Source organism: Vibrio sp. CyArs1 (assembly GCF_022432925.1).
Classification (GTDB): domain Bacteria; phylum Pseudomonadota; class Gammaproteobacteria; order Enterobacterales; family Vibrionaceae; genus Vibrio; species Vibrio mediterranei.
The window spans coordinates 382,564-408,104 of the sequence record NZ_JAKRBO010000001.1; the positions used below are offsets into that span (position 1 = coordinate 382,564).

29 protein-coding genes are annotated in these 25,541 nt (G+C 42.9%); 26 read left to right on the top strand and 3 right to left on the bottom strand.

The genetic code is table 11. The features are described 5' to 3' along the window. The first annotated feature begins 87 nt into the window (after positions 1-87). The 4 genes from MMA19_RS01800 to modC are packed head-to-tail and all read left to right on the top strand — an operon-like array spanning position 88 to position 4,119. On the top strand, positions 88-1,557 hold the full coding sequence (locus MMA19_RS01800) for a cobyric acid synthase (RefSeq protein WP_240205356.1): 1,470 nt from the start codon (positions 88-90) through the stop codon (positions 1,555-1,557). Then, positions 1,557-2,315, top strand: a complete 759-nt coding sequence (modA, locus tag MMA19_RS01805; protein WP_240205357.1) for a molybdate ABC transporter substrate-binding protein — start codon at positions 1,557-1,559, stop codon at positions 2,313-2,315. The genes MMA19_RS01800 and modA overlap by 1 nt, the downstream gene beginning before the upstream one ends. Positions 2,316-2,317: 2 nt before the next feature. Then, positions 2,318-3,010, top strand: coding sequence for a molybdate ABC transporter permease subunit (gene modB, locus MMA19_RS01810; protein ID WP_038226841.1), 693 nt, complete (start codon positions 2,318-2,320; stop codon positions 3,008-3,010). Further along, positions 3,007-4,119, top strand: a complete 1,113-nt coding sequence (gene modC, locus MMA19_RS01815; RefSeq protein ID WP_240205358.1) for a molybdenum ABC transporter ATP-binding protein ModC — start codon at positions 3,007-3,009, stop codon at positions 4,117-4,119. Before modB ends, modC begins: the two co-directional genes overlap by 4 nt. 43 nt (positions 4,120-4,162) lie before the next feature. Here the strand turns inward: modC and MMA19_RS01820 are convergent, their stop codons facing one another. Next, positions 4,163-4,600, bottom strand: a complete 438-nt coding sequence (locus MMA19_RS01820; RefSeq protein WP_038226845.1) for a DUF3069 domain-containing protein — start codon at positions 4,598-4,600, stop codon at positions 4,163-4,165. A 234-nt stretch (positions 4,601-4,834) separates the two neighbouring features. Between MMA19_RS01820 and MMA19_RS01825 the strand changes: the two genes are divergently transcribed. Together MMA19_RS01825 and MMA19_RS01830 are read left to right on the top strand one after the other, a co-directional pair. After that, on the top strand, positions 4,835-5,797 hold the full coding sequence (locus MMA19_RS01825; protein WP_240205359.1) for a diguanylate cyclase: 963 nt from the start codon (positions 4,835-4,837) through the stop codon (positions 5,795-5,797). A gap of 150 nt (positions 5,798-5,947) precedes the next feature. Beyond that, positions 5,948-6,904: a Solitary outer membrane autotransporter beta-barrel domain gene (locus tag MMA19_RS01830; RefSeq protein WP_240205360.1), complete on the top strand. Its 957-nt coding sequence runs from the start codon at positions 5,948-5,950 to the stop codon at positions 6,902-6,904. 15 nt (positions 6,905-6,919) lie between these two features. Here the strand turns inward: MMA19_RS01830 and MMA19_RS01835 are convergent, their stop codons facing one another. After that, the gene (locus MMA19_RS01835) at positions 6,920-8,158 is read right to left on the bottom strand and encodes a GGDEF domain-containing protein (protein WP_038226851.1); all 1,239 of its coding nucleotides are present in this window, start codon (positions 8,156-8,158) and stop codon (positions 6,920-6,922) included. Between the two features lie 293 nt (positions 8,159-8,451). On the opposite strand from MMA19_RS01835, the gene MMA19_RS01840 reads away from it, so the two are divergent. From MMA19_RS01840 to MMA19_RS01875, 8 genes are all read left to right on the top strand, one after another. Beyond that, positions 8,452-8,727, top strand: a complete 276-nt coding sequence (locus MMA19_RS01840; RefSeq protein ID WP_240205361.1) for an HlyU family transcriptional regulator — start codon at positions 8,452-8,454, stop codon at positions 8,725-8,727. Between the two features lie 344 nt (positions 8,728-9,071). Then, positions 9,072-10,610, top strand: coding sequence for a Re/Si-specific NAD(P)(+) transhydrogenase subunit alpha (pntA, locus tag MMA19_RS01845; protein ID WP_240205362.1), 1,539 nt, complete (start codon positions 9,072-9,074; stop codon positions 10,608-10,610). A gap of 8 nt (positions 10,611-10,618) precedes the next feature. Beyond that, the gene (gene pntB / locus MMA19_RS01850) at positions 10,619-12,022 is read left to right on the top strand and encodes a Re/Si-specific NAD(P)(+) transhydrogenase subunit beta (RefSeq protein WP_006072736.1); all 1,404 of its coding nucleotides are present in this window, start codon (positions 10,619-10,621) and stop codon (positions 12,020-12,022) included. Between the two features lie 623 nt (positions 12,023-12,645). Next, on the top strand, positions 12,646-14,100 hold the full coding sequence (gene vxrA, locus MMA19_RS01855) for a sensor histidine kinase VxrA (protein ID WP_088878479.1): 1,455 nt from the start codon (positions 12,646-12,648) through the stop codon (positions 14,098-14,100). Then, positions 14,075-14,734 carry a response regulator transcription factor VxrB gene (gene vxrB, locus MMA19_RS01860; protein WP_038226856.1) on the top strand — a complete coding sequence of 220 codons (660 nt, stop codon included), beginning with the start codon at positions 14,075-14,077 and terminating at the stop codon, positions 14,732-14,734. The genes vxrA and vxrB overlap by 26 nt, the downstream gene beginning before the upstream one ends. Continuing rightward, positions 14,734-15,612, top strand: a complete 879-nt coding sequence (locus tag MMA19_RS01865; protein WP_171390697.1) for a DUF2861 family protein — start codon at positions 14,734-14,736, stop codon at positions 15,610-15,612. The genes vxrB and MMA19_RS01865 overlap by 1 nt, the downstream gene beginning before the upstream one ends. 91 nt (positions 15,613-15,703) lie before the next feature. After that, positions 15,704-16,822, top strand: coding sequence for a conjugal transfer protein TraF (locus tag MMA19_RS01870; RefSeq protein WP_171393365.1), 1,119 nt, complete (start codon positions 15,704-15,706; stop codon positions 16,820-16,822). A gap of 78 nt (positions 16,823-16,900) precedes the next feature. Continuing rightward, the gene (locus MMA19_RS01875; RefSeq protein WP_081875794.1) at positions 16,901-17,062 is read left to right on the top strand and encodes a YoaH family protein; all 162 of its coding nucleotides are present in this window, start codon (positions 16,901-16,903) and stop codon (positions 17,060-17,062) included. Positions 17,063-18,134: 1,072 nt separating this feature from the next. Here MMA19_RS01875 and MMA19_RS01880 read toward each other — a convergent pair. Then, on the bottom strand, positions 18,135-18,398 hold the full coding sequence (locus tag MMA19_RS01880; protein ID WP_240205363.1) for a transcriptional regulator: 264 nt from the start codon (positions 18,396-18,398) through the stop codon (positions 18,135-18,137). A 144-nt stretch (positions 18,399-18,542) separates the two neighbouring features. Between MMA19_RS01880 and MMA19_RS01885 the strand changes: the two genes are divergently transcribed. The 12 genes from MMA19_RS01885 to MMA19_RS01935 all read left to right on the top strand — a co-directional run bounded on the left by MMA19_RS01885 (position 18,543) and on the right by MMA19_RS01935 (position 25,531). Then, the gene (locus MMA19_RS01885) at positions 18,543-18,779 is read left to right on the top strand and encodes a hypothetical protein (RefSeq protein WP_063606384.1); all 237 of its coding nucleotides are present in this window, start codon (positions 18,543-18,545) and stop codon (positions 18,777-18,779) included. Then, positions 18,776-19,309, top strand: coding sequence for a hypothetical protein (locus tag MMA19_RS01890; protein ID WP_240205364.1), 534 nt, complete (start codon positions 18,776-18,778; stop codon positions 19,307-19,309). The genes MMA19_RS01885 and MMA19_RS01890 overlap by 4 nt, the downstream gene beginning before the upstream one ends. Next, on the top strand, positions 19,306-19,497 hold the full coding sequence (locus MMA19_RS01895) for an antitoxin MazE-like protein (protein WP_063606386.1): 192 nt from the start codon (positions 19,306-19,308) through the stop codon (positions 19,495-19,497). Before MMA19_RS01890 ends, MMA19_RS01895 begins: the two co-directional genes overlap by 4 nt. After that, positions 19,494-21,167 carry a hypothetical protein gene (locus MMA19_RS01900; RefSeq protein ID WP_240205365.1) on the top strand — a complete coding sequence of 558 codons (1,674 nt, stop codon included), beginning with the start codon at positions 19,494-19,496 and terminating at the stop codon, positions 21,165-21,167. Before MMA19_RS01895 ends, MMA19_RS01900 begins: the two co-directional genes overlap by 4 nt. A 31-nt stretch (positions 21,168-21,198) precedes the next feature. After that, positions 21,199-21,342 carry a hypothetical protein gene (locus tag MMA19_RS01905; protein WP_161493958.1) on the top strand — a complete coding sequence of 48 codons (144 nt, stop codon included), beginning with the start codon at positions 21,199-21,201 and terminating at the stop codon, positions 21,340-21,342. Positions 21,343-21,390: 48 nt separating this feature from the next. After that, positions 21,391-21,720, top strand: a complete 330-nt coding sequence (locus MMA19_RS01910) for a hypothetical protein (protein WP_240205366.1) — start codon at positions 21,391-21,393, stop codon at positions 21,718-21,720. Then, positions 21,704-22,222 carry a hypothetical protein gene (locus tag MMA19_RS01915; protein ID WP_240205367.1) on the top strand — a complete coding sequence of 173 codons (519 nt, stop codon included), beginning with the start codon at positions 21,704-21,706 and terminating at the stop codon, positions 22,220-22,222. Before MMA19_RS01910 ends, MMA19_RS01915 begins: the two co-directional genes overlap by 17 nt. Continuing rightward, positions 22,215-22,718: a hypothetical protein gene (locus MMA19_RS01920; protein ID WP_240205368.1), complete on the top strand. Its 504-nt coding sequence runs from the start codon at positions 22,215-22,217 to the stop codon at positions 22,716-22,718. The genes MMA19_RS01915 and MMA19_RS01920 overlap by 8 nt, the downstream gene beginning before the upstream one ends. Continuing rightward, complete coding sequence (locus MMA19_RS01925; RefSeq protein WP_240205369.1) at positions 22,678-23,442, top strand: hypothetical protein; 765 nt, start codon at positions 22,678-22,680, stop codon at positions 23,440-23,442. Before MMA19_RS01920 ends, MMA19_RS01925 begins: the two co-directional genes overlap by 41 nt. A 58-nt stretch (positions 23,443-23,500) precedes the next feature. Further along, positions 23,501-24,451 (top strand): hypothetical protein, encoded by a 951-nt coding sequence (locus MMA19_RS01930; protein WP_240205370.1) that lies wholly within the window; start codon positions 23,501-23,503, stop codon positions 24,449-24,451. A 117-nt stretch (positions 24,452-24,568) separates the two neighbouring features. Continuing rightward, positions 24,569-24,697 (top strand): hypothetical protein, encoded by a 129-nt coding sequence (locus MMA19_RS26510; protein WP_261359856.1) that lies wholly within the window; start codon positions 24,569-24,571, stop codon positions 24,695-24,697. A gap of 3 nt (positions 24,698-24,700) precedes the next feature. Continuing rightward, the gene (locus MMA19_RS01935; RefSeq protein WP_240205371.1) at positions 24,701-25,531 is read left to right on the top strand and encodes a major capsid protein P2; all 831 of its coding nucleotides are present in this window, start codon (positions 24,701-24,703) and stop codon (positions 25,529-25,531) included. Positions 25,532-25,541: the final 10 nt, after the last annotated feature.

The window sequence follows — 25,541 nt, forward strand, 5'->3', positions numbered from 1 at the left end:
ATTCACTGCGGTTTTTTAGGCTGTCGGTTGGGTCTGAGGAGTAAAAAAGGTAAACTTACCAAAGACTTCATAGCAATTTGAGAATATATGCGTCGCACTTCACAAGCTCTAATGGTTCAAGGAACAACTTCAGACGCAGGTAAAAGCGTCTTGGTGGCAGGATTATGCCGGGTTTTAGCGCGGAAAGGGATCAGTGTTGCCCCATTCAAGCCACAAAACATGGCATTGAACAGTGCCGTCACGAAAGATGGCGGCGAAATAGGCCGTGCGCAAGCTGTTCAAGCGCAAGCGGCTCGTGTTGACGCGACAGTGGACATGAATCCGGTTCTGATTAAACCCAATTCAGATACTGGTGCTCAAATCATTATTCAAGGCAAAGCTTTTGCTAATATGGATGCAGTTGGCTTCCACGACTACAAAAAAGTGGCTTTGCCTTATGTTCTTGATTCTTTTTCTAAACTAGCCAATCACTTCGACGCCATCATGATCGAAGGTGCAGGAAGCCCAGCAGAGATTAATCTTAGACAAAACGATATTGCCAATATGGGTTTTGCTGAAGAAGCCGATGTTCCGGTTATTATTGTGGCAGACATCGACCGTGGAGGAGTATTCGCTCATTTATACGGTACATTAGCATTGCTATCTGAGAGTGAACAGAATCGAGTCGTTGGTTTTGTTATTAATCGCTTTCGGGGTGACATTTCATTGCTAGAGCCAGGACTTGAATGGATAGAACAAAAAACAGGGAAGCCAGTAATTGGCGTAATCCCTTTTATACACGGCCTTAATATCGAAGCAGAAGACGCCATCACTGCGGAGTACGTGACCGCCGAAACAACTAAACTAAGGGTCGTGGTTCCCATACTTACTCGTATTAGTAATCACACCGATTTTGACGCTCTCCGATTACATCCTGAAATAGACTTTCGATACGTTGGTAAGGGAGAGCGAATCGATAATGCTGATTTGATTATTCTTCCGGGCACGAAATCTGTTAGAGATGACCTTAGCTATCTGAGAGAGCAGGGGTGGGATAAGGATATCTATCGACATCTACGATTTGGCGGAAAGGTGATGGGAATCTGTGGTGGATTTCAAATATTAGGCAAGCACATTACCGATTCACTCGGTATCGAAGGAAAAATCGGAACTAGTGATGGTTTAGCCTTACTTGATGTCGACACTGAACTATTCCCAGAGAAACAGCTGACCAACGTCACTGGTGTGTTATCTCTTGAAGGTACAAGCGTAAGCGTTTCTGGTTATGAAATACATGCGGGACAAAGCAAGGTTTCAAGCCAGCCACTTATTGAACTCAGTATTGGCACGAAAGATGGTGCGATTAGTGAGGATAATCAAGTAATTGGAACCTACCTTCATGGCATACTGGACTCTTCCGAATTTGTATCTTTATTGGTGCGCTGGGTAAACGGAGAGTCTGTTTCTAGTTATTCGATTAACGATGAAAAGGAACAAGCGCTGGATACGATAGCGGATGCTCTCGAAAAACACCTAGACCTTCAACAACTCTGGCCAGACTTGGGTTTCACAAACTGATGAAAAAGTTATTAATTTTACTTTTAGTTACACTGTCACCAGAAACATTGGCAGCAACGCTTAATATATACGCTGCGTCTTCTATGACGAATGCCGTTGATGAATTAGCCAATGAGTTTAATCAGCAATCAAATGTTGATGTAGTAAAGGTTTATGGTGGTTCTTCTTCTATAGCACGTCAGATTTACCAGGGCGCTCCAGCGGATCTGTTCATTTCTGCTAACGTTAAATGGGTGGACTATTTAATAAAGAAAGGGGCAGTCGAAACAGAAAATGTATCCAATATTGCACAAAATCGACTGGTGTTAATCAAAAACAACGCCGTAACACATAAAAGTGCATTTGTGTTCGATTCTGCGAAGAGTTGGGAGGAATGGTTAAATGGTGAGCGCTTAGCTATAGGGACAGTATCCTCTGTACCGGCTGGTATCTATGCCAAACAATCGCTCGAATCTTTAAATGTCTGGGCGTCTGTACGTTCTCATTTAGCACCAGTTAATAATGTTAGACAAGTATTAGCTTTGGTTGAGAGAAATGAGGCTCCATTAGGGATCGTCTATAAAACTGATGCGATGGCAAGCGATTCTGTTGAGGTAATTGGCGCTTTTCCTGATACGACCCACGATCCTATTATTTACCCACTAGTTAAATTGAATTCACGCCACGAGACCCAAGAATTTGTAGAGTTTATTAAGTCTCAGCCAGGCCAAAAAATCTTGGCTAAATACGGATTTTCGCCATTGGGTGGTAACCACTAAGTATGTTAACAGACTACGAAATCCAAGCATTACAGTTAAGTCTCAAAGTGGCTGGCGTAGCTATAGTCTGGCTTATTCCGATAGGAGTTTTTTTAGCGTGGATCTTAAGTAAGAAAGAGTTTTACGGCAAAAGCATTCTCGATAGCTTGATTCATCTTCCTCTGGTACTTCCTCCCGTGGTTATTGGTTATTTATTACTGATTTCTATGGGCAGACAAGGGTTCATTGGAAAATTCATTTATGATCTTACAGGCATCAGTTTCAGCTTTAGTTGGAGAGGAGCCGTTGTGGCTTGCATTATTGTATCTCTTCCCCTTATGGTTCGCTCTATTCGCCTCTCAATGGACAGCGTCGATCAAAAACTTGAGCAAGCTGCACGTACCCTTGGTGCTTCGCAAATCAAGGTTTTCTTTACTATCACTTTGCCTCTCGTCATTCCAGGAGTAATCAGTGGGACTATGCTCTCATTTGCTCGAAGTTTGGGGGAGTTCGGCGCAACAATAAGTTTTGTGTCAAATATCCCTGGGGAAACACAAACCATTCCACTCGCTATGTACAACTTCTTAGAGACCCCAGGTGCGGAAGATGCAGCTATGAGGCTATGTATTATCTCGATTGTTATTTCTCTAGCATCCCTCTATTTTGCAGAAGGACTAAATCGTTGGATGAGTAAGCGATTAGGTGTAGCGAAATGAATAGAATAAGTCTCGACGTAAAAAAGAACTTCTCTGATAGAAGCTTTCACTTAAAAACACAATTACCATCGAAGGGGATCACTGCCATATTTGGACGCTCCGGCGCTGGTAAAACGACGTTGATTAATTTGGTAAGCGGGCTTTTGACGCCGGACTCTGGCTTGATTAAAGTCGAAGACCGCATTTTGTTCGACTCAACCCTAAAGCTTGATGTTCCGATTGAAAGGAGACAAGTGGGTTACGTGTTCCAAGATGCAAGATTGTTTCCCCATATGACTGTTAATCGTAATTTGCGTTACGGCGTCACAGGTGGCGACTCGGAGTATTTTAATGAAATTGTTGGACTTTTGGCTATTGGGGATTTGCTAAATCGTTATCCAAGTAGCCTGTCAGGGGGAGAGAAACAGCGTGTTGCAATCGGAAGAGCACTCCTAAGTAAACCACAAATTTTACTAATGGATGAGCCATTAGCGTCATTGGATATTTCTCGCAAACGTGAACTAATGCCGTTTTTAGAGAAACTATCGCACTCTATTGATATTCCAATCCTTTATGTCACTCATAGTTTGAATGAAATTCTTCGTCTTGCTCAGCATCTAGTAGTCATCGAAGATGGCAAAGTTGTGGAGAGTGATACCATCGAAAACGTTTGGAGTTCATCGATTATGCAGTCGTGGCAATCATTTTCAGATAGAAGCTCCTTGTTTAAGGGAGAGATCCTTGAACAAAATAATTATTACGGGCTGACGAAAGTAGCGTTAACAGAACAGCATTATTTATGGGTTCAACATACAGAAGGTGTGATTGGTGAACATGTTCGATTAAGAGTTAGAGCTAGTGATGTATCCATCGCGCTAGAACGGCCAAATAAAACGTCTATCCGTAATATTTTATCTTGTACAGTGGGAGCTATTCACCTGGGAGGTAAAGGTACGTCAAGACAGAGCGTGGAAGTCATTCTCTCACTGACGAATCAACAAAAATTGATAGCAACAGTCACTCAATGGGCGATTGATGATCTGGCACTAGAAGTAGGCCAGAAAGTATATGCTCAAATAAAGGGCGTCAGTGTTTCTCAGAAAGACGTGGCGATTGAGCCGCAAATATAGAAAAGGTCGCTAACAAGCGACCTTTAAATGAGAACATGGTGTTTTATTTCTCAAATACTTCTTTGAAATCGCGCTTCAGAATAGCATCACGACGCGCTTTCTTAATCTGCTTAACCATATCACGAATACAATTGCTTAAAACTTTATCAAGCAGTTGAGCTCGATAGTCTTCTTTCTCTTCGTCAGTCATATCAGCAGGGAAGTCCATAGTTGTGAACTCTTCCATTGTGCTTACGCCCGCGAATGCTTGGCTAACTGAGATCAAAGCATGGAACTGCTCAAAGTTATCAAGGATATTCTGTGCACTGGCAGGTAATGTGTCCCAAGCTTCACGCACCGCTTCTTCAGTCACCTCGTGAATAGAGACCACCATGTTATGCAATTCTTCAGGCACGTCATCAAACGCGATGACTTGACGTAATTCTGGGGATACCAATTCTAGGTCAACTTTGGTTGCTTCGTTATTTTGTGTCTCAGACATACTACTATCTCAGTGTGTAAAATTGCGCTTATCCTAGGAGAAGCAATGTAAAAGTCAATAATAATCGAAGTCTCGGCAAAAATCCTCCCGATATTGGACAAATCAACCTTATCAATACGTTAAAACCTCGATTAAAGTGGGACTGGATGAATATTGTCCTAATATGTGTTATATCTGACTGATTAGGGTTGGCATGCAATTACAGGAAGGCTTATGACACCCATGGATTCTTCAATGAGAATTCTTCTCGTAGATGATGCGCAACTAGAACGGATGCAGCTTCAAATTCGACTGAAACAACTTGGACATGTAGTAGAAGTTGCCGCGAGCGGAAGAGAGGCGCTAGCCTTATACCCATCATTTGATCCAGAACTTGTTCTCCTTGATATCTCAATGCCGGAAATGGACGGCTTTCAGGTGGCTGCGGAGATAAGAGAACGCTATCAAGCAGACTGGATTCCCATTATTTTTCTGAGCAGTCATGATGAACCTGAAATGATTGCAAAGGCTATAAGGGCGGGTGGTGATGACTACTTGGTTAAACCAGTTAATAAGATAGTCTTGCAATCTAAACTAGTCGCCATGCAACGTATAGCGGATATGCGTCGCGAACTTAAGCAAGCAAGTGCGCAACTAGAAGAGGCTAATAGGGCGCTGCAACACCAAGCAAATGAAGATGGACTGACTAAACTATTTAACCGTCGTTATATGGATGAAAAACTCACTGAGCTTATTCAATGGCACGGTCGTCATCAAATACCGCTCTCGGTTATTTTGATGGACGTCGATCACTTTAAGGCGTTCAATGATAATTATGGTCATACCGAAGGTGACCAGTGTTTAATCAATATAGCTCAGTTTCTCGATGTGATGTTTATTCGCAGTGGCGAGTATGTCGGCCGATATGGCGGTGAAGAATTTGTTATTGTACTCAGCAAATGTGACACTCATGAAGCTGAAGAGAATGCGGCTAGGGTTAGGGAAGGGATTTCTCAATTAAACATACCGCATCAGTTTTCCAATACAACGGACAGAGTTACGTTGTCACTTGGAGTGTTTAGTTTGGTTCCTACGGGTACAGAGACAATTAACGAGCTGTATGAAAGTGCTGACAAATTGCTTTATCAAGCAAAACGAACCGGTAGAAACAGGTATGTTTCCCAAATTGAAGGCGATATCATTAGTACAACGTCTTGAGTCTAGCGTAATATGCACGTTATGAACTCCTCAATTATTGAGGAGTTTTTTTATTTAGTTCTGTAGATAAATTCCTAAATTACAAACTGTTACCCACAAATATTCATTGTGGGGCTATTATTAATATATTTCTTCACTCGGTAAAAATCTGTGTCCAAGGCTCGTTTCGTTTCTTTGATGTGTTTTACAACTTTATCTTCTCACAGCGCAGCTGAGCCTGAATTCCGTGATTTGTTTGAAGAAGATTTCGCAGCAGCTATCATTCTCACAGACAGTGATGCTCTAACATTAGGGTTCAAAGACTTTGATCCAAGCTCAGTGCTCAATATTGATAACGACGAAATAGGATCTCAAGAAGCACTTGATCGACGTAAGAATATTGCCGTTTCAGCATTGCCACTTACCTTTGCGTTAAATGATGATGATAGTTTCCAACAGAGGTTAACACTTAGGTTTTCAGCGCTCAGAATTGAAGACCAAATCCTAGATGCACCAGACAATCATACCAAATATGTTTTGGGAGCTTTTACGGGCTATGAACAAGAAATACAGTTCTCTGAACACTGGACATTTGAGACAGGTATAGGTGCACACCTGCAATATCTGCACAGTGACTATGATTTTCAATCCTCTTATTCAAAACTATTTCAACCGTTCCTAGATGGCAAAGTGGTCAATACGTCTGCGTGGGCGGCGAGTCTACAACCTAAAGTCGGCTTCAACTACCACAAATACAAACCTTGGGGGGAAGTGAAGTTTAATTCAACCTTCAACTATTTCTCAGGGGTAGGTTGGGGAAAAGCAAATGATGGGGATGTCGGAACGCCTGAAGGTTGGTATTGGTCAAATGAAGCGAAATTGTTTTATGACGTAACTGATTGGGGGCGTTCAGTTCAGACTATCTACACAAGTCTTAGGCGAGTGGATATTGGCGGAGATACAGTCGGTATGCTTGGATCCCCTCATTACTACGAAGGAACGGTTGGCTGGCTAATGACGCCTCCGTTTAAAATTGAGTTTGTTGATAATATTGGGATAGGGCTAAGTATTAACTATGGGAGTGATCTGAAAGGCGGTAGCATTGTGCTGTTTTTCAACCAAGATTAGTTCACTAAGATAGCATCAACGGGCGCACTGAACTTGGTTTCGCCCTTTTTCTTTGGCGCTGTACAACGCTTTATCGGCTTTCTTTAAAACTTCTTCTGGCTTTCTTGTGGCTTTGCTATCTGCTGCACCAATACTTACAGTGATGCTGACTGTTGAACCTTTGCTGTTCGCGTTACGTTGTTTTGCGCCTTTTTTGTTGTCATTTGGGCGTTCGGCGTTATTTCTAATTACCATTTCATAATCGGCTATCTTCTCTCTAAGTTCATCAAGATAGACTTTACTGTCCTTGGCTGTTTTACCCTTAAATAGAATTGTAAATTCTTCGCCGCCATATCGATAGACTCGTGCGTTACCGCCAACAGATAACATTCGTGAAGCAACAAGCTTTAGTACGTCGTCACCGGTATCGTGACCATAGGTATCATTAAATTTCTTAAAATGATCAACATCTAACATAGCAACAGTAAACTTTCTGCCCAAATGTTTCATATCCATTTCTAAAGCGCGACGACCAGGAATATTCGTGAGTCGATCATTGAATGCCATTTGATGACTGGCAGAAATAACATAAATAATGACTAAAACACCCGCTAAAGAAAATAGGGTGCTAGACATATGCGGGACATGAAAGAAAATGAATGTGCTGCTCGCAAGCAAAATACTGGTATACACAACAGCATCTATTGGGCGATTGTAATTTAATAAGAAAATACCCGTTGCTCCAGTTATAGCTAGGCTATACAAAACTAAAACCAAAGGTAAACGCGAGATTTCGGGGATGGCTAAGAGTAGATCACTGTCAAAATGGTTAAAGCCACCAGTAGCGAAGTGGCTCAATATCAAATAGCTCCACAGTAAAAAGCTCATAACAATCGCAGAGAAAAGGTACATTCCCTTGCTTAACACCCCAGTGTCTGGAAATAAAAACGCAAGACAGCAAGCAACAGGCAGTAGAAGGCTTAACAAGGAGAGTTCTAAAAGAGTTGTACCAGTTGATAACGGAGTTTGTAATCTAAATTGAATGACGCCGTATGCCAACAACATAGAAAGCGCCACCATAGCAATGCGCGATTGCTTAAAGCTGTGGCTCAGTGCGAAAGCAGTACCAAACAAAATGTAGGGCAAGTTTGTCACAAAGCCTGAGTTGGCTTGAGTTGCTGCAATGATATGATTTAAGCCTACGAGTATACCCGCAATCATGATAAGGGGAATAAATAGCCGGAACAGATTTGAGCTAGCAAAAGAGGTCGACATTAACGATATGACTCAGAGACTTGGCAGTAGATTATAGTTCAACATCTTAGGATACGGTAATTTGATGTTTTGCCAAGTGATTTGTTAATGGGAGACTCAAAACTCACACCATTTTCTCAAACTTAATAAAAAACGCTTCAATAATTTAATGAGTTTATAAAACCTAACGCCTATACAGGCGAAGGCAGAAGCAACGCAAACTGTAAACAAGATTCACTTTCCATACGCTAATGGTTGACCAAGCGCTCCAAACCCTACAACATGAATCAATCCATATAGAAAGAGGAAAAAAAGTGGGATTCTTCTCTAAGTTATTTGGTGGCACTAAGGCTGCCGAGCCAAAAATCGTTGAGCCAGTAGAGTACAAAGGCTTTTTGATATACCAAGAAGCATTGGCTGAAGGTGGTCAATACAGGATTGCTGGCAGAATTACGAAGCAATTTGGTGATGAAACAAAAGAGCATCGTTTTATTCGCTCTGATGTGGTTGGGTCTGAGTCTGATGCGAATGAGCTGATGTTAAAAAAAGCACAAATGTTCATCGACCAAATGGGATACAGTATTTTCTAAAGTCAACCCAGCCACCAATATATTGATGTCGATTGATGAAGATTTATTCTGGCAAGACCAGTATTAGTTGTTTGATTTAATTGATGTTGGTCATCTGCTTGCAGCATTTATTGTCATAATATGACCTACCTACACGAAATTCCTCTGCGAAAGCGTATTATAGCACTGGTAAGACCTCTATATTAAGGGTTTCGTGTGGTTTTTTTACTAAAGATGCCTGTTTAAAAGTCATTACGTTCAGTTATATGTAATGAAATATTGTTTTTTTATTACAAATTGCTTGATGTTGTGCACTTGGTTGGTTAAAAAAGAACAATACTTCTGCCAATAGTTAAGGAATAGCTATGCAAATTGGTGTGCCAAAAGAAATTCTCGCGGGAGAAACGCGAGTCGCTGCGACGCCCAAGTCGGTTGAGCAGTTACTAAAATTGGGGTTTGATGTCTCAATAGAATCACAAGCGGGTCTGCTTGCGAGTTTTGATGATTCAGCTTATGAAGCCGCTGGAGCAACCATCACTTCTTCAAAGGAAGTATGGGAGTCGGATTTAGTGCTAAAAGTAAATGCGCCTACTGATGAGGAAATTGCTTTCCTTAAAGATGGAGCGAGTTTAGTAAGCTTTATATGGCCGGCCCAGAATCCAGAGTTAATGGAAAAGCTTTCAAGTAAGAACATTAACGTGATGGCTATGGATTCGGTACCGCGAATCTCTCGTGCACAGGCTTTAGATGCATTAAGCTCCATGGCCAATATTGCTGGTTATAGAGCCGTCGTTGAAGCTGCACATGAATTTGGACGCTTCTTTACTGGTCAAATTACCGCTGCTGGTAAAGTGCCACCCGCTAAAGTGCTGGTAGCTGGGGCTGGAGTTGCTGGCTTAGCTGCGATAGGTGCTGCAGGTAGTCTTGGCGCAATCGTTCGTTCATTCGACGTGCGTCCAGAAGTAAAAGAGCAAGTAGAGTCGATGGGTGCAGAGTTCTTGGAAGTTGATTACCAAGAGAACTCGGGCTCAGGTGATGGCTACGCGAAAGAAATGTCAGATGAATTCAACAAAAAAGCAGCTGAACTCTACATGGAGCAAGCTAAAGATGTTGATATCATTATTACCACGGCATTGATTCCTGGTCGACCAGCTCCAAAGCTGGTAACAAAGGAAATGGTTGATGCAATGAAGCCTGGCAGCGTTATCGTTGATTTAGCTGCAGCGAATGGTGGTAACTGCGAATACACTGTTGCTGACCAAGTGGTAACAACAGAGAACGGTGTTAAAGTTATCGGTTATACAGACATGGTAGGCCGCCTTCCAACTCAATCTTCTCAGCTCTATGCGACTAACCTAGTCAATCTTCTAAAACTTCTTTGTAAAGAGAAAGATGGCAATATTGACATCGATTTTGAAGACGTTGTACTTCGCGGTGTAACCGTAGTTAAAGAAGGTGAGGTCACATGGCCAGCACCGCCAATTCAAGTCTCTGCTCAACCAGCTCCGGCAAAAGTAGAAGTAGCTAAACCTGCGGAAAAAGTAGAAGAGCCAACGTCACCAGTGAAAAAGCTGCTGGGTCTTGCTGCTGCCGTTGGTGTATTTGGCTGGGTTGCTTCTGTTGCACCGGCCGCGTTTTTATCTCACTTTACAGTCTTCGTATTGGCGTGTGTAGTAGGTTATTACGTGGTATGGAACGTCACACATGCACTTCATACACCACTCATGTCGGTAACTAACGCGATTTCAGGGATTATCGTTGTAGGTGCACTTCTTCAAATTGGACAAGGAAGTGGCGTTGTCACGTTTTTATCCTTTATCGCGGTATTAATAGCAAGCATCAACATTTTTGGTGGCTTTACCGTAACCAAGCGCATGCTTGAAATGTTCCGTAAAGATAAATAGGAGGCAACATGTCTGCAGGATTAGTACAAGCAGCATACATTGTTGCTGCATTATTTTTCATTATGAGTTTAGCGGGTCTCTCTAAACAGACCTCAGCACGTGCTGGTAACTATTACGGCATCGCTGGTATGGCAATCGCGTTAATTGCGACTATTTTCAGTCCTGATGCACAAGGCTTCGGCTGGGTTATTGTAGCAATGGTAATCGGTGGGGCGATTGGTATTTTCTATGCACGTAAAGTAGAAATGACTGAAATGCCCGAGCTAGTAGCAATTCTTCACAGCTTCGTAGGTTTAGCGGCTGTTCTTGTTGGTTACAATAGTTATATTGATCCACCGGCAATCGCTAACGTTGAAATGCTTTCTGAAGCCGAAGTTCATGCTCATCATGTAATTCACATGGTAGAAGTCTTCTTAGGCGTGTTTATCGGTGCAGTAACCTTTACTGGTTCTATAGTCGCATTCGGTAAATTACGCGGGGTTATTTCATCATCTCCACTTAATATTCCGCACAAACACAAACTCAACCTTGCTGCGATTGTTGTCTCAACCTTGCTGATGATCTACTTCGTGAAAGCAGACGGCAGCATGTTTGCTCTAATTGTGATGACACTAATTGCCTTCGCATTCGGTTATCACTTGGTTGCATCCATTGGTGGGGCGGATATGCCAGTAGTCGTTTCAATGCTTAACTCATATTCTGGTTGGGCAGCAGCGGCAGCTGGTTTCATGTTAGCAAACGACCTGCTCATTGTTACAGGTGCATTGGTCGGATCGTCAGGTGCAATCCTTTCTTACATCATGTGTAAAGCGATGAACCGCTCGTTCGTGAGCGTTATTGCCGGCGGATTCGGTCAAGAAGTCGTTATTTCAAGCGATGAAGAGCAAGGTGAACATCGCGAGACATCGGCTGAAGATGTTGCCGATATGCTCAAAAATAGCAAGTCAGTTATTATTACTCCTGGATACGGTATGGCGGTGGCTCAGGCTCAGTATCCAGTGCATGAAATTACTGAAAAATTGCGTGCTCAAGGCGTAGAGGTGCGTTTTGGTATTCACCCTGTCGCTGGCCGTTTGCCTGGACATATGAACGTTCTATTGGCAGAAGCGAAAGTACCTTATGATATCGTTCTGGAAATGGATGAAATCAACGATGACTTTAGCGAAACTGATACGGTCCTAGTTATTGGTGCAAATGACACGGTTAACCCAGCAGCTCTTGAAGATCCAAATAGTCCTATTGCTGGTATGCCAGTTCTAGAGGTGTGGAATGCGCAGAATGTAATTGTGTTTAAGCGCTCGATGAATACCGGTTATGCGGGTGTGCAAAACCCACTGTTCTTTAAAGAAAACACCTCGATGCTCTTCGGTGATGCGAAAGAGAGTGTGGACGCTATTTCCAAAGCGCTTTAGAGCCCAATCAAAAATAAAAAAGCCAGCATAAGCTGGCTTTTTTTGTGTTCGGTTATAACTACTATAACCTATAGAATCTCGGTTAACTTGTAGTCTTTGAATTGATCTAAGCCTAACCACTCTGTGGGAACAGCACTTCAATTAGGGGACTCCGATGATAAAATCTTTTGTTTGCTTTATAGTCTTTGCCGCGATTATGTCAGTTGGAATAGTGAACTATGCAAAGGACTCTAAATCTTATTATCTAGTTCATAAAACTCATCTCGCCGATATCACGTCAACGCTCGATAAACGACACGAAGCCTGTACACAGTATTTTAGTTGTTCAACACCCCTTTATTCACAGCCAAAGTATCAAGCTTGTATCGATCCAGATCATGGAACTGCAAATAGCATCTTGCGTCAAAAACGCATAGCTGAACTGCGGCTAGCGAAACTAAAAGGTCGAGTTGGAAAGATCTTGACTTCATAACTCGGGCTATTCCTTTAAGTCAAAATGGTAAATAGAGTCGCGAATCGTGTTTTCCAATAATTGACAAAATAATTGCGTGCACTTGGCGCGAATCTTGCCGATAATATGTAAATTAGTGTTTTTGTATTATTGACCAGACAAGATTATTCGTTTGAAGAAACTAGCGCGCCCTTTGCTTACCATTCTATCTATTGTTCTTGCTCCTCTGGCTTTTGCTGAGTCGCTACCTGAACGTATAGATAATTTCGTCAGTTTTTTTGATTTTGAGCAAGCGACCGCTTCATACGATGTAAGGGTTATTCAAGCTGACTACCCGACACAGCTTCTCACCCCTATATCTATGCTTCCGCAAACAAGTAAATACCCCCTGAAAGAAGTACAACAACTCTATCGGTTAGCTGAAAAATGCAGCGGTACATTACCACTAAGCCCTCTAATCACAGAACCTTTGGTTTTTACCAGGGCAATGTGTGGTGGACGTAAGCTATCGACGAAATGGTTTGCGCGCAGTGGATTGATTCATCCAGGTGGTGGTACTTACGCCGCTAGGTACATCACTAAATACCCAGATAAAAAACATGAGCTTCAAAAGTTTATGCACATCAAAGAAAGAGAGTTGGCACCTCCAGGTTCTCTCTTGGGTAGGCTGCAAGTAATGGATGAACAAACCGTCATTTCTTTAATCCGAGGTTCCTCAATGTTCGTTGAAAACGAGGAGTTGTGGTTGAGAAGAGGTGATATTTACTATTTGTTCCCTTCAAACATTTGGACCTCGAAAGCCAAAGAGGCTGGCCTCAACTTTAAACTGGCTTCTCAAACCAATACGTGTTTCGTGCAACGAGGAAACCTATGTTGGGAAGTTGAGGATCATTCTGATGTACTTCGTATTAGCATGATCAGTTTGATCATCGCTAACATACTTTTAGTAATTGGTTGGGCAATCTATCGCTGGAATACGAAACGTCAAGAGATGAAAAGCCGTATGCTAGTGTTACAAATCCTTACACACGAATTGAGAACACCCATCGCCAGTTTATCTCTGACAGTCGAAGGGTTTAGACGTGAATTTGAGCACTTACCAGAAACTGTATATGATGAGTTTAGAAGACTATGTGAAGATACGCGTAGACTGCGTCAGTTAGCTGAAGCCAGTAAGGATTATTTGCAATCTGATAACAAACCTTTATCGACAGAATGGCTACCATCTGTACAGGATTGGTTAAGTTTCAAAGCAGAGGAAGAATTTGAAGCTGACGTGAATTTGACTATTAATCAAGACGTAGCCGCTAAAATTAACATATATTGGTTAGGAACTTGTATTGATAACCTAATACGTAACGCGATTAAGTACGGCGTTGCACCAGTGAGTTTGAATGTTGTGACTTCTTCAAACTCTATCAAAATTGAAGTCATCGACAACGGACAATTAACTTCAAAGGACTGGCGTGAGCTTAGAAAGCCATTTGTAAGTAAGGCAGGCCTCGGCCTTGGCCTTACTATAGTAGAATCTATGGTTGGTCGAATGGGCGGTAAGATGTACCTAGTCGGGCCACCAACAACATTTATTTTGGAGATACCTTGTGAAACAGACACTGCTACTTGTTGAAGACGACAAGAATCTAGCTGACGGCCTTTTGGTGAGTTTAGAGTTGGCTGGTTATAACTGCCTTCACGCTGAATTCATCTCTCAGGTCGAGCAACACTGGGAAGAAGCAGACTTGGTAATTCTCGACCGACAACTTCCGGATGGTGATTCAGTAGAACACCTTGCTGGTTGGAAGAAAATCAAAGATGTTCCAGTGATATTGCTCACTGCGTTAGTCACAGTAAAAGACAAAGTAACCGGCTTAGATGCAGGTGCAAATGATTATTTAACCAAACCTTTCGCCGAAGCTGAGCTTTTTGCTCGTATTCGTGCACAACTTCGCGCGCCAGAAGCTGACTCGGAAGATGCAACGAAGGTTGTAACAGAGAGTTTGGTGATCGATAAAGCGACTCGTGAAGTGAACTATAAAGGTGAACTGATTACATTAACGCGTACTGAGTTTGATTTGCTACTATTCCTAGCAAGTAACTTGGGACGCGTGTTTACTCGTGATGAGCTGCTTGATCATGTTTGGGGTTACAATCACTTCCCAACGACACGAACTGTTGATACCCACGTGTTACAACTTAGACAGAAACTTCCTGGACTAGAGATCGAAACACTTCGTGGTGTTGGCTACAAAATGAAAGGCTAATGTCTAGAGCATCAAAATTATTAGCGCTAGCAATCCTTACGGCATCAACATCAGTTGGTGCCGATTGGTTTGAAAATAATACAACTATTACGCAAGCGCACCGTCATTTACTTAATCGTGATTTGGAGTCTATGTTCCAATCGCTAGTCGAAGAGTGGCAGCAACAACCGACTAAGAGTATCAAAAACCATATAAACAGGTTGTTTTTACAATCTTTAGAAGTGGATTGCGGTAAGGGTTACTCCTCCCAACCTCTACCTGAATGGATTGACTCCGTGGTAGTAAGACAACAATCTATTCAAAGTCCAGGAAGAGACACCTATTTATCTGCGATAGAAATTGAATCAAAGCGTGTCATTTCAGAAATAAGCCTAAAAAAATGGGTTGATCGGAGAGTTTCTAATGACAGCGAATTTTACGTCAATCCGATTAGTGACGCTGTAACTGAAGAGGCGGCTTATGGAATTCGCTACAACTTAACATCTCCATTAGATGTCGGTCTTTATCGTCTTGATGTGCGCTTACTTGATGGCGAAACTTGGAGTCAGTGGTTAATCTTTACCGATCAATCATTAAAACAGACAGTTCGTTGGTCAGCGAAAGATGAATGGCGTATCGAAAAAAATGCACTTCTAAACCCTTATTGCCCGTTGCCAAAACTCGAAGTTGGTTTATACGATTACATTGGCGGCAAATATACTCAAGTATGGGGCAAAGAATACGAATCTGATTACCCGACGAGTCTAGAAGCCAACAACATCACGCCTGACCGCTATGTATTAGCGGTTTCAATGAAGCAAAGTCGTTGGCAAGGTCCAATACTTTTCGAGCGCTCTCAAATAATTAGTAAAACGTTTGACGTTTCCGCCGACGAATAGCTCATTAGAAAGATTTCCCTCTGAAATCACTAAAGAATCTCGAATCGACGCCGTTAATAAATGCACAAAGGATTAACGGCGTTATTTTTAGATGAAAACCCAATTAAAAACACTAGCAGCCCTTATTATTACTACTTCTATGTCGGCAGGTGCTTCGACGTTAGCGATCGATGCTCGTGGCGATGCAATGGGCGGAACGGGGGTTGTCTCTGCTTCTTATCTTACTGCTCCATTCTATAATCCAGCACTGGTTGCAATCTATCGACGAAACGATGATGCAGGAATGTTGTTACCTAGCCTAGGGCTTAACTACAACGACGAAGACAAAATGTTGGATAAAATTGATAACGTCGTAAATAACCCAAGTGCTTCGGCGCTTAATGAGTTAAATGGTACACAGGCCAAAGTGGATTTTGGTGGTGCAATAGCATTTGGGATTCCCAATCGCTATATCGCTGCAAATATTTTTGGCAAAGCTTATGTGGAAAACGTAGCAACACCAGATATTGACCAAACAGGTAGTAATGATGCGGAAAAAGCGGCTAGGTCAGCAGTCAAAACCGCTTCAGTAGCCGTTACTGAAATCGGAATATCCTTGGCTAAGTACCAAACCTTATTTGGACAACATTTTTCATTCGGCGTATCTCCAAAAATCCAAAGAACCTATACCTATGCCTCAGTAAGTTCACTAAATGATTTCAATTTAAACAATATAAGAGAAAACTCTCAGGGCGATACTGCATTCAACGTTGATGCTGGAGCACTATGGTTCCATGGTCCGTTTAGAGTTGGATTTTCGGCCAAAAATATGTTGTCTCGAAATATTGAAACTGCGAGCGGCACTAAGAATATTGGGGGTAAAGACATACAATATGGTTATGAATACCAATTGTCTCCTCTGTATACTGTTGGTGCTGGTTTTATAGCAGATTACTTTCAATTTTCTGTGGACTACGACCTTAATACTGAAAAGAAATTCACACAGTTTGACGATGACGTAAGAATGCTAAGAGCAGGTATAGAAGTCGACTTAGCTCGGCAAGTTCAGTTAAGGGGAGGGTACATGAAAAACATGGCTGGTGATTCAGATGGAACAATTACAGCAGGTATCGGTTTACGTCCTCTAAATATTATTGAAATGGATATTGCCGCAAGTTACACATCACCTAAGGCTATGGGGGCTTCAATCAACTTTATTGCAACCTATTAGGTTTAATTCGCTTGCTAGAAAATCTAAATCGTCTATAGTTCTGCCATTAATTAATGTCCGTGTTTTTGGGAGGACTTTATGTTTGACGATTTGTCCCTGAGCCATGAAGAGCAGCAAGCTGCAGTAGAACGAATTCAAGAACTGATGAAGCAGGGGATTAGTACTGCTCAAGCGATCAAAATCATAGCTCAAGAGATCCGAGAAGAAAAATCGAAAGAAAGTTCTGACGAACAAAACTGATTTCTATTATTGAAGTGTATTTATAAAAGCCCTTTTAAAGGGCTTTTTTTGTACCCAAAATCCACCCATTCGCATATCGAATACATATTACAGAGTAGAGTTGAAAGCCCCGTACCTCCCAGTAAATTAGTGGCAATAAATAATATATATCTTTATATATCAGCTAATTATGGCAGCATAATCTACTGTCAAGTTTGTTGAAAAATCTGAAGTTGTAATTAAGTTACATATTTACTTTGGTAGTTCAAATCCAGTAGTGAATTGTGCTATGTGATAAAAACAAGTGATTTAGCAATAGTAAGTAGTTACGATCATAATTTGATCGTTTTTAAGGGGGCGAGACTTGTGACAATAAAAAGGCATACCAACAATTGGAGAGGCTAATAGATGATGTTGATTAGTTTAAACTAGATGAAACATGACAGTGTCACGTTTATGATGGAAACTTATGCACTACGTTAACCAAATAAGGCAACCAGAACCAAGACTAGAGTTGCGACGATTAGAAGTACACGCCATATTGGACGTGTGTTTTGAACATCTGAACCGTTGTGATGACACATACCCATAACAAATAGACCCGACTAATTGATTCTCATTTGTTAACCATAAAGGTTGCTCCTAGGTTAAAGTCAACGATCCAACACGAGTGAACTAGAACGACGCCCAAAACGTTGCTTAAAAAAGTGTAAATGTGGTTTCGTGTTAAAACGTTATTATATAAACGGAGAAGTTTAAGGTAGTTTATCTAGGTTCCTTCAAAGTGATGCTGCTTTTAATTCGGGACGTCAGTCAAAAAAATTTGCACACACCGTCAGGTGTTTTTTGATGCCACTTGAACTCCCCAACATTCAAGTGGCTTTTTTATCGTCATAATGTTTGTTGTATGTGAGGTTTCGTTAATAAGAGAGCAGTTTGTTCCTAAGAGTTCTTACGAAGTGGTGTTTAGTTGCTAGGTTGCTAGAAACTAAGTTTATCGGTTGTTGCAGCAGACTAAAGACGGTACAACGTCTTTGTTAATATTCCACACCCAATGCAAGTGCGTATTATCTATCATCTGGTAAGTGTTTCTTTAAGGGGTACGCCCTTCATGTAAGGCGTTGATAAGGCGAGGGTTTGAATACTTGTCGTCGATTAAACCGTACACTACATTTTGGTCATTTTCTTCAAGCATATCTGCTATCTCAAATGCCAAGTCCCAACCGATAGAACTTCTACCTTTACGGTATGCGCCTAGTCTGCTGGTCGTTATGTCGAGTTTCTTAGCTAATTGGTAATCTGAGCTTAGACCATACTTAGCTTTTACTCTATCCAAAAGTGCATTTGTGTAGTTCATATTAGCATCAGTCTCCGCTCACAAGTTGTTAAATTCTAGCGCTACATTATGCATTGGTCACTAAGGTGAATGGGTTTACCTTAAAAAAAGATTACCTTATTGTTATTCGCGAACTTGTGTGAAACGGCTTGCGGAGGCTAGACCATGGAAAGACTAATTACTGACCCCATTCATTTGCCTTGTCCTGATATGGCAGGGTGCGTGAATCCAGACCCAAATCTAACCAAAAACTCTCTCGACATGGTCGCAAAGCTTAAAGCTAAGTTCGCACCATCTTTCCCCAAAAAGCGAAAGACCACTATTCCTTCTCGTTTCAATCAAGCGTGTAGCCGTGATGAAGTTAAAGCACTCGGTCACGATGTAGAAGGGGGTGATTTATGATTGACTCACCCAAAGCATTTAGAAAAGCGGTGCTATACACCGAAAATCAATGCAAATCCGGCTCACTTAATGGCGCATGGAATATTCTTGAGGAGATTAATAAAACCTTTGGAACCTATCATTTTCGTGCTGTGAACCTTTGCAGTGTTATCGAACGTATCATTCAAAACCGCAGTGGGTATTTAACGTTTGAGCAGCGTGCGGACTTGAAAGTTAGTCACCGTCTACGAACGCTTATTAAAGAGCAACGTAACCGAAATGAAACGGGTGATAGTTCGTTATCAGGACTTCGTAAGCAGATTCGAGAGAACAACCAAATCCGCAAGCAAGATGAAGCGCCCAAAATGGGCGCGGATTCTTCAATGAAAGCGTTTGTCCTTTGCCAAGATTGCTTAAAGGTCATGCACTATACACATGAGCGCCACAACGAAGATGAGCTTTGCACTTGTGGTGGTCAATTGTGTGGTTGTGATGATTGCCAAAGCGAAGCGGCAAAACGTGTCGTATCGGGTGCAAAGGTGTTTGTATGAGTCGCAACAAACGCTATGAGGCAAGGAAACGCGCTCAAGGCTTAGTCAAGGTAACGCTTTGGGTGCCAGATTCCAGAGAATCCGAGTTCAAAATGTTAGCTGACGCGTGTTGTGAGTTTCGTCATTTGACGTTTAACACGCTTCGAGACACCCAAAGCGGGAAGTACGTTTCCCTTGAGCGCTTATGATTACTGACAATGACATTATCTTTGCAGCGTCTCTGGTTCAGGGCGCTGACAAAACAAGAAACAATATCGCCGCTCTTGATAGCGGTTTTTTTGGTTCGGTTGATAACGAATGGCTACACGACGAACAACGAAAGCTTAAGAATTTCGAACAAGCTCATGTGCCTCGCACTAAACACCTTCGAGAAATCGGGCGCGAAGCGGCGGCGCAAGCCGAAAGTACTAGGCTCGTCAAAGGGCGCAAAAGTCGGACAACAGGTAAACACCGGATTGACCGTTTAAATGGCGTACTGGCGAACCATACTCGACGCACGCGCTCAGTCGTGGAAGTCGGTGAGCAAGACCATGTGACCCAAAGCGGCCAGTTATTCGACGTGTCAGGGCTTCATGATAACGGTCAATCTCGTGTGTATTTGATGCAAAGAGACTGGTCAAACGAATACAAAGTGCAAACCGTGTATAAACCTGCGCCGAGTGAAGCACCGAACACCAATGACGGCGAGCGCTATACCGACAATCTCACGCCAAGAGCCGTGAAGAAAATCTTTGAGTCGGGGGCGTATGTGGCGGCGGTGCATGGAGGTTTTACCACGTTTTTGACCTTAACGTTTTCGCCAGAGCTGCGAGCGCAACTTTTTACGGGCGAAATTACGATTGGTAGTGAAGTGTCACGCTTTTTGAGTGGTGCTAAGAAACTGTATCAGCGCGGCTTTGATGTGGTTGTTGAAAGTGAAAGTGCTAATGCGTTACAAGGTCACTTTGAAGAGTGCGCCGAATGCCGTGAAATTGAAGGGCATGACACGCCATTTCATTACATTTGGGTGGCCGAATGTCCCGCTAACGAAGACGGTGAACCTAATCCCCATGTGCATGTATTGCTTAATTGGTCTGTGCCTCGCTGGGCGTTTGATACGTGGGCAAAACGCATAGAAAGTTTATGGGGGCATGGCATGGCGAACCTACAGCGAATCAAGTATTCCGAAGCGGCCAGCTCATACATTATCAAAGCGGTGGGTTACGCGGCCAAAGGTGGCAACGCCAATCAAGGACTCATACGCGGTAACCGCTACAATATTGCTCGCGCTTCGCGTGCGCCAAATTGGGAAGTCTTAGCGTCATTCGATACCGACAACATGCACGCCATTATCAAAGAGTGCGGCTACAAGTTAGAACAATGGCGAAAACCCATCGAGCGAATGATACGAAGAAAGCAACAAGCTAAACAGCAAGCGATACGAGGTCTTGATATTGCCAAGGATAACCAACAGGCCGTTAAGCAAATCAAGCTTAAGCGTCTTATTGATAAGTTGTCGCTCGAAATCCGCGAAGCTAAAACCAAAATCAAAGAGCGCGGTTTGTTTGCCAGCTCGCGCCAACACTTTGCACTCACGTTCAGTGGTGACGATGCGGCTACGCGTCTTGATAGTTTCTTAGTGTGGGCGGCGGGTGCTCGCGGTTGGTTTATGCAAAGCAAAGACATTGATGGAATCAATGAGCTAAGAGATTACGCCAAAGAGAAATACAGCGATGCGTATCAGGCGTACCTTGATAAGCGCTGTTACTGGCGAGCCTTGCTCCAACATGAGTTTGTTGATTATGACTTGGATTATGTACGCAGTGAGGCAATGGCCGAACGCTTAGAGTTTTGTCAATTCATGCGCTATGACGCATGAGTTTATTTAACGCCATGGCTAAGGGGAAACAATGGACAACAAAATTATTTCGGAAATGCAGAGTGAAGTGAAAAACGGAAACGCACTCAAAAAGCCGTTGGCATTCTTTCGAATGCTATTAGTCACACTCAAGAATCTAGATGAACGTTTAGAGCGTTTGGAAAAGGGCGCTTAAACACACTAACTAAACCACACCAACGTTGAGAAACAGGGGTAACACATTATGAAACGCAACGAAGCTGCGTGTAACAGCGATTTAAAAGCACTCGACCTTGCTGAGAACCTAGAAAAACAGGTCACTGAGGCCATAGCGAAAATTAAAGATATGGACTTGAGTAAAATCGCGTCCACTTTACCGCGTTTATTGCTCGGTGGCGGTGACCCGTTCGCGGCATTAGGTTTAGACCCTAAGTTATTCGAGCAAGTTGAACGGCTTACCATGCTTAATCGTATCGCTCGTGATAAGTGCCGAACGTTTGTGATGGAAGAAAAAGCCTCACTCGTCGATGAAATCGAAAACGCGGAGGTCATGAGTGATGAGCAAAGTGCCTAATCCTGTTCGCGGTTATGTCACTTGCCCTGTATGCAGTGAAACCGCAACGGTTCATATGATTGGAGAAGGAAAGCTATTATCCGAAGGTGAACCACCTAAAAACCCGCGCAATCTTGGCTTGTTGTATTACCGTTGTCCCAACTGCGGTAACAGTCAAATGTCGAAAAGCGTTAACCAATATATTACCGACCATATGAGCGAGGATGAGCCCGAAACGGTAAGCGCATCGGTAACGCTCGAAACCTGCAATGATAAGGCTCAAGCCGCTATTGAAGCGCCATTAATTAGCGCTGCTAACGATGACTTAAGCCCGTTATCCGTTGCAGCCAATGACGAAATCGTAGTACCTGAAACACCAAAGGCAAGTGTACCGAAACCCGTACCGACAAAGCTAGGAATGAAACTCGTCATAGGTTTTGTGGTGGTGTTACTCATCGTGATTGGTCTGCATGTAGCGCTCAAGAGCAAAGCGGAACAACAGGAGGCTAACGCACATGAGTAATGTTGAAAGTGCTGCAAGCTTTGAATCGATTGATATCGATGCATGGTCAGATTCGCTTAAGCAGACACAAGCCATCGAACAAGCAGAAAAGGACGCGCTATCACAGCCGCTTGACGGTGAATCTTCGTTGCCTGGTCAAACTTCGGATGACTCATACGAAGCCAAAACACCCGAGCAAATTGAAGGGGAAAAAGTATCAAGTGCGATGCTGCTTAATGCTTTGTTTGCGGGTCTAGAGCAAATGACGGCAGCGATTGCTGGCGTACCTTTTCAGTTTGAGCCAAGTTGCAAAGATGCGGTAGTTGAAGCGGCGTATCCAGTACTGGCGAAACAAGATAAGGGCGCGTTTTTTGGTGGTTACGTTGAAGAAGCTACGCTCGTTATCACCTTAATGACCTTACTGGCCGTGTCGGTCACTCAAGTAAAACGATTGAAATCAGTGGAGGGCAAGCCGAATGAAAGCACAACCGCTAACGCGTTTTCCAAATCCCACTAACTCAAATCCGTCACTGGATGCCGAGCATACGCTTTACCTAGCGGGTACGGGTGGCGGCAAAACCTCAGCCGTTAAATACTTAGGCCTAGTACCAAAAGGGGCGCAAGCCTTATTCTTTGACTCGTACCGCAACTACGCAGGGGCGAAGTTTCACGGCCAGCAATGTCATGGTTACTCGGTTCGGTCTGAGTTTATCCGCGCTGCGGTGAACGCTCGCAAGAGTGGCAGGCCGTTTAAGGTGGCGTACGTTCCTAAGCAGGGCGCTTGTATGAATGAATTGGAATTCTTCTCTGCCGTGGCGTGGGCGTTAGGTAATGGCCTTGCACCTAAGCTTTATGTCGTGATTGAAGAATTAGCCAGTTGTGCGGAAACCTCAGCGAAACTCAAAGGCAAAACAGGCGAGCTGCTTCGCGGTGGTCGTCAATATGGCTTAGTGATTCATACCGTGTTTCAACGTGGTCAAGAAGTCCCGAAAACCATTACCGACCAATCAAGTGTGTGGTGGGTGGGTTCGGTAAATTCTGTGAATGACGCAAAGTGGGTAGCTGAGCGAAAAAGTATAAGTATCGACGAAATCACTGTGCTCAAGTCTGCCAAGGTTAACAAAGCTCGTATTGGTAAACCTATTGCGGAATATCTACTGATTCGAGACGGTATAGGAAACATTGATAGAGCTGCTTTGAATTGTTTATCAGGTAAGCGACTGAACCGAAAATACAAATAAACGTAGGTTTTTCCTCGTAATCTACTGATATAATTGAGCATTACTTAAAGGGAAAACCATGAAAAAGAACGTTAGTATTTTTGAACTAAAAAGCGTTAAGTGGATAACGTTAGTTTCGATGATATTTGTTGTAGGTTCATCACTATCAATCTTCATCGACTACATACTTACCGTAGGAGTCAACTTTGACTACAGTGGTCAAGGATGGGCTTACTTGCTGGAGCTTTATGACTTCCCGTTGAAGGTTGTTGCAGCATGGATTGGTATTGTCGGTTTAATAAGCTTGAATCATCGCTCTGAGCAGACAAAACAACAGCTTGAATTAGCCACAAGTCAGATCGTCATTAGTAGTGAACAGAACAAATTTACTAATTACTACAAACATTTAGAAGAGTTTGATAAATATATTACAACACTTCAAGCTAAGGGGAAGTGTGTAGGTATGGATATTAGACAAGCTCACAACGCTATATACCCAGACTGCTTGGTTTGGGGGGACTACCGTGTACCTAGAGGTACTATCCACTCTTTGGCTGATAAGTCAGCACGCTGTTTTTCTGAGATTTTAAGTTATGCGTGTAGTCAAACTGAAAGCTGTAAAGATAAAGCTTATCAAACCGTTTCAAACCTAATCAGTGATATCAAGTTAATTGTATGTGATGAAGAGAACAACAAATACTCGACCTCTTTTGAGAGCGCCAAGGATGACCTGCATGGGGCGATAATTTTGGCTCGAGAGGTAATGAAAGAGCTATCTATTCTTATTGAAGTATTAGAGTTTGATAATACCGTTCATTCTAGGCCATTAAATTGTGTCAAGGATTTACTGAAGGAAGAACGGTCGGCAATGAAAACATCACATGATGCAGTAGTTAGCCATGGGCGTATCATATTGAACGTTGAAAATGATGAGCTTCCCTTAGAGTTTTTTGAATTGAAACTGAGAAAACTCATAGATAATCTAAATATGCTTGCCGCCAATCCACCAACAAAGCACCTCGAAAAGTAGGTTCTAAACCTATAGGTTACAAGCTGAACCTATAGGTTTTTCGTACTTCCTTCCTTTAGTTTTCCTTGTACGTTTATTTCGCACATTTATTTCTAACGTTGCGAAACAGGGGAAACCATGCAAGCAAAACACAAAACTATGTTGATGACCATATTCGCGGTACTCGTTGCGCTGGCAATCATCAACAACGTGAGCGCGCTTAAGCCGCTTAAACAGCAAGTTAACGGTGATTCAGGGTGGTTTTAAGCTATGGAACTACTCAACACACCATTTAACCCGCGTCCACTTGATTTAGACCCTGTTGAGGGTGTGAATTGGGGCAACCAAGCAAGCCTTCGCTTGGTGAGTGGTCCAACTTACCAATCCATTGAACTGGTCACGAGTATTACTGACCCTGCCGATATTGAGCGTGTACGTATCACGCTAAACGGCAAGGAAGTGTACAACCTGACAGGTCAAGACTTGGTAGACCTTCAAGAGCACCGCAAGCAGTTCACTGCGGCGGGTCGCTATGTCATTCCATTTGCCGATTTAACGCTTCGCACTAAAGGCGGCGTTCGTACAGGTGAGCTTGTTACCCTGCAAGGTGAAATCTGGTTTGTGTATATCCAGTTAGCCTCTAAAGCGGGTGGTACGGCTGCGCCAAGTATCCGCGCTCGCTCTCACACCACACAAGCGCAATCACAGCGTGTTTATTTGCCTCGCATCTATTCACTGTCTTGGTTCGCCAGTGCATCGGGTCGTACTCCGTTTGATTTTTCTGAGCGTTCACCATTTTTGTCATTGAAGCGTATTCACTTCAAAGACTCGTCTATTGACCGCGTTCGTGTCCTTCGTGACAGCGTGGAAGAAATCAACGTCAACAAAGCCGATAACGCGTTTGACCTTGCTATCTCTGGTTTAGAGCAAAACGCAGGTTGGTTCAGCCTTGATTTTGTTCGCACTGGTTTTGGCGTGGAAGGTCGTCTACCAACCAATGCAGCGAAACAGCTTCAATTCGAGCTTGATAAGTCTCAAACGGGCAGTGTGCCAGTGCTGATTGAAGCCATTGAGCAAGTGGGCGTTATCTCAGCGAACTAAGGGGGTAAGC

Coding starts and splice junctions, on each gene's coding strand:
- MMA19_RS01875 (WP_081875794.1), top strand. CDS start 16,901: ATGTTTGACGATTTGTCCCTGAGCCATGAAGAGCAGCAAGCTGCAGTA.
- MMA19_RS01900 (WP_240205365.1), top strand. CDS start 19,494: ATGATTACTGACAATGACATTATCTTTGCAGCGTCTCTGGTTCAGGGC.
- MMA19_RS01910 (WP_240205366.1), top strand. CDS start 21,391: ATGAAACGCAACGAAGCTGCGTGTAACAGCGATTTAAAAGCACTCGAC.
- MMA19_RS01915 (WP_240205367.1), top strand. CDS start 21,704: ATGAGCAAAGTGCCTAATCCTGTTCGCGGTTATGTCACTTGCCCTGTA.
- MMA19_RS01835 (WP_038226851.1), bottom strand. CDS start 8,158: ATGTCGACCTCTTTTGCTAGCTCAAATCTGTTCCGGCTATTTATTCCC.
- MMA19_RS01905 (WP_161493958.1), top strand. CDS start 21,199: ATGGACAACAAAATTATTTCGGAAATGCAGAGTGAAGTGAAAAACGGA.
- MMA19_RS01920 (WP_240205368.1), top strand. CDS start 22,215: ATGAGTAATGTTGAAAGTGCTGCAAGCTTTGAATCGATTGATATCGAT.
- MMA19_RS01820 (WP_038226845.1), bottom strand. CDS start 4,600: ATGTCTGAGACACAAAATAACGAAGCAACCAAAGTTGACCTAGAATTG.
- MMA19_RS01800 (WP_240205356.1), top strand. CDS start 88: ATGCGTCGCACTTCACAAGCTCTAATGGTTCAAGGAACAACTTCAGAC.
- pntB (WP_006072736.1), top strand. CDS start 10,619: ATGTCTGCAGGATTAGTACAAGCAGCATACATTGTTGCTGCATTATTT.
- MMA19_RS01880 (WP_240205363.1), bottom strand. CDS start 18,398: ATGAACTACACAAATGCACTTTTGGATAGAGTAAAAGCTAAGTATGGT.
- MMA19_RS01890 (WP_240205364.1), top strand. CDS start 18,776: ATGATTGACTCACCCAAAGCATTTAGAAAAGCGGTGCTATACACCGAA.
- modB (WP_038226841.1), top strand. CDS start 2,318: ATGTTAACAGACTACGAAATCCAAGCATTACAGTTAAGTCTCAAAGTG.
- MMA19_RS01935 (WP_240205371.1), top strand. CDS start 24,701: ATGGAACTACTCAACACACCATTTAACCCGCGTCCACTTGATTTAGAC.
- MMA19_RS01885 (WP_063606384.1), top strand. CDS start 18,543: ATGGAAAGACTAATTACTGACCCCATTCATTTGCCTTGTCCTGATATG.
- MMA19_RS01825 (WP_240205359.1), top strand. CDS start 4,835: ATGAGAATTCTTCTCGTAGATGATGCGCAACTAGAACGGATGCAGCTT.
- MMA19_RS01925 (WP_240205369.1), top strand. CDS start 22,678: ATGAAAGCACAACCGCTAACGCGTTTTCCAAATCCCACTAACTCAAAT.
- MMA19_RS01930 (WP_240205370.1), top strand. CDS start 23,501: ATGAAAAAGAACGTTAGTATTTTTGAACTAAAAAGCGTTAAGTGGATA.
- MMA19_RS01865 (WP_171390697.1), top strand. CDS start 14,734: ATGTCTAGAGCATCAAAATTATTAGCGCTAGCAATCCTTACGGCATCA.
- MMA19_RS26510 (WP_261359856.1), top strand. CDS start 24,569: ATGCAAGCAAAACACAAAACTATGTTGATGACCATATTCGCGGTACTC.
- pntA (WP_240205362.1), top strand. CDS start 9,072: ATGCAAATTGGTGTGCCAAAAGAAATTCTCGCGGGAGAAACGCGAGTC.
- modC (WP_240205358.1), top strand. CDS start 3,007: ATGAATAGAATAAGTCTCGACGTAAAAAAGAACTTCTCTGATAGAAGC.
- modA (WP_240205357.1), top strand. CDS start 1,557: ATGAAAAAGTTATTAATTTTACTTTTAGTTACACTGTCACCAGAAACA.
- MMA19_RS01870 (WP_171393365.1), top strand. CDS start 15,704: ATGAAAACCCAATTAAAAACACTAGCAGCCCTTATTATTACTACTTCT.
- MMA19_RS01895 (WP_063606386.1), top strand. CDS start 19,306: ATGAGTCGCAACAAACGCTATGAGGCAAGGAAACGCGCTCAAGGCTTA.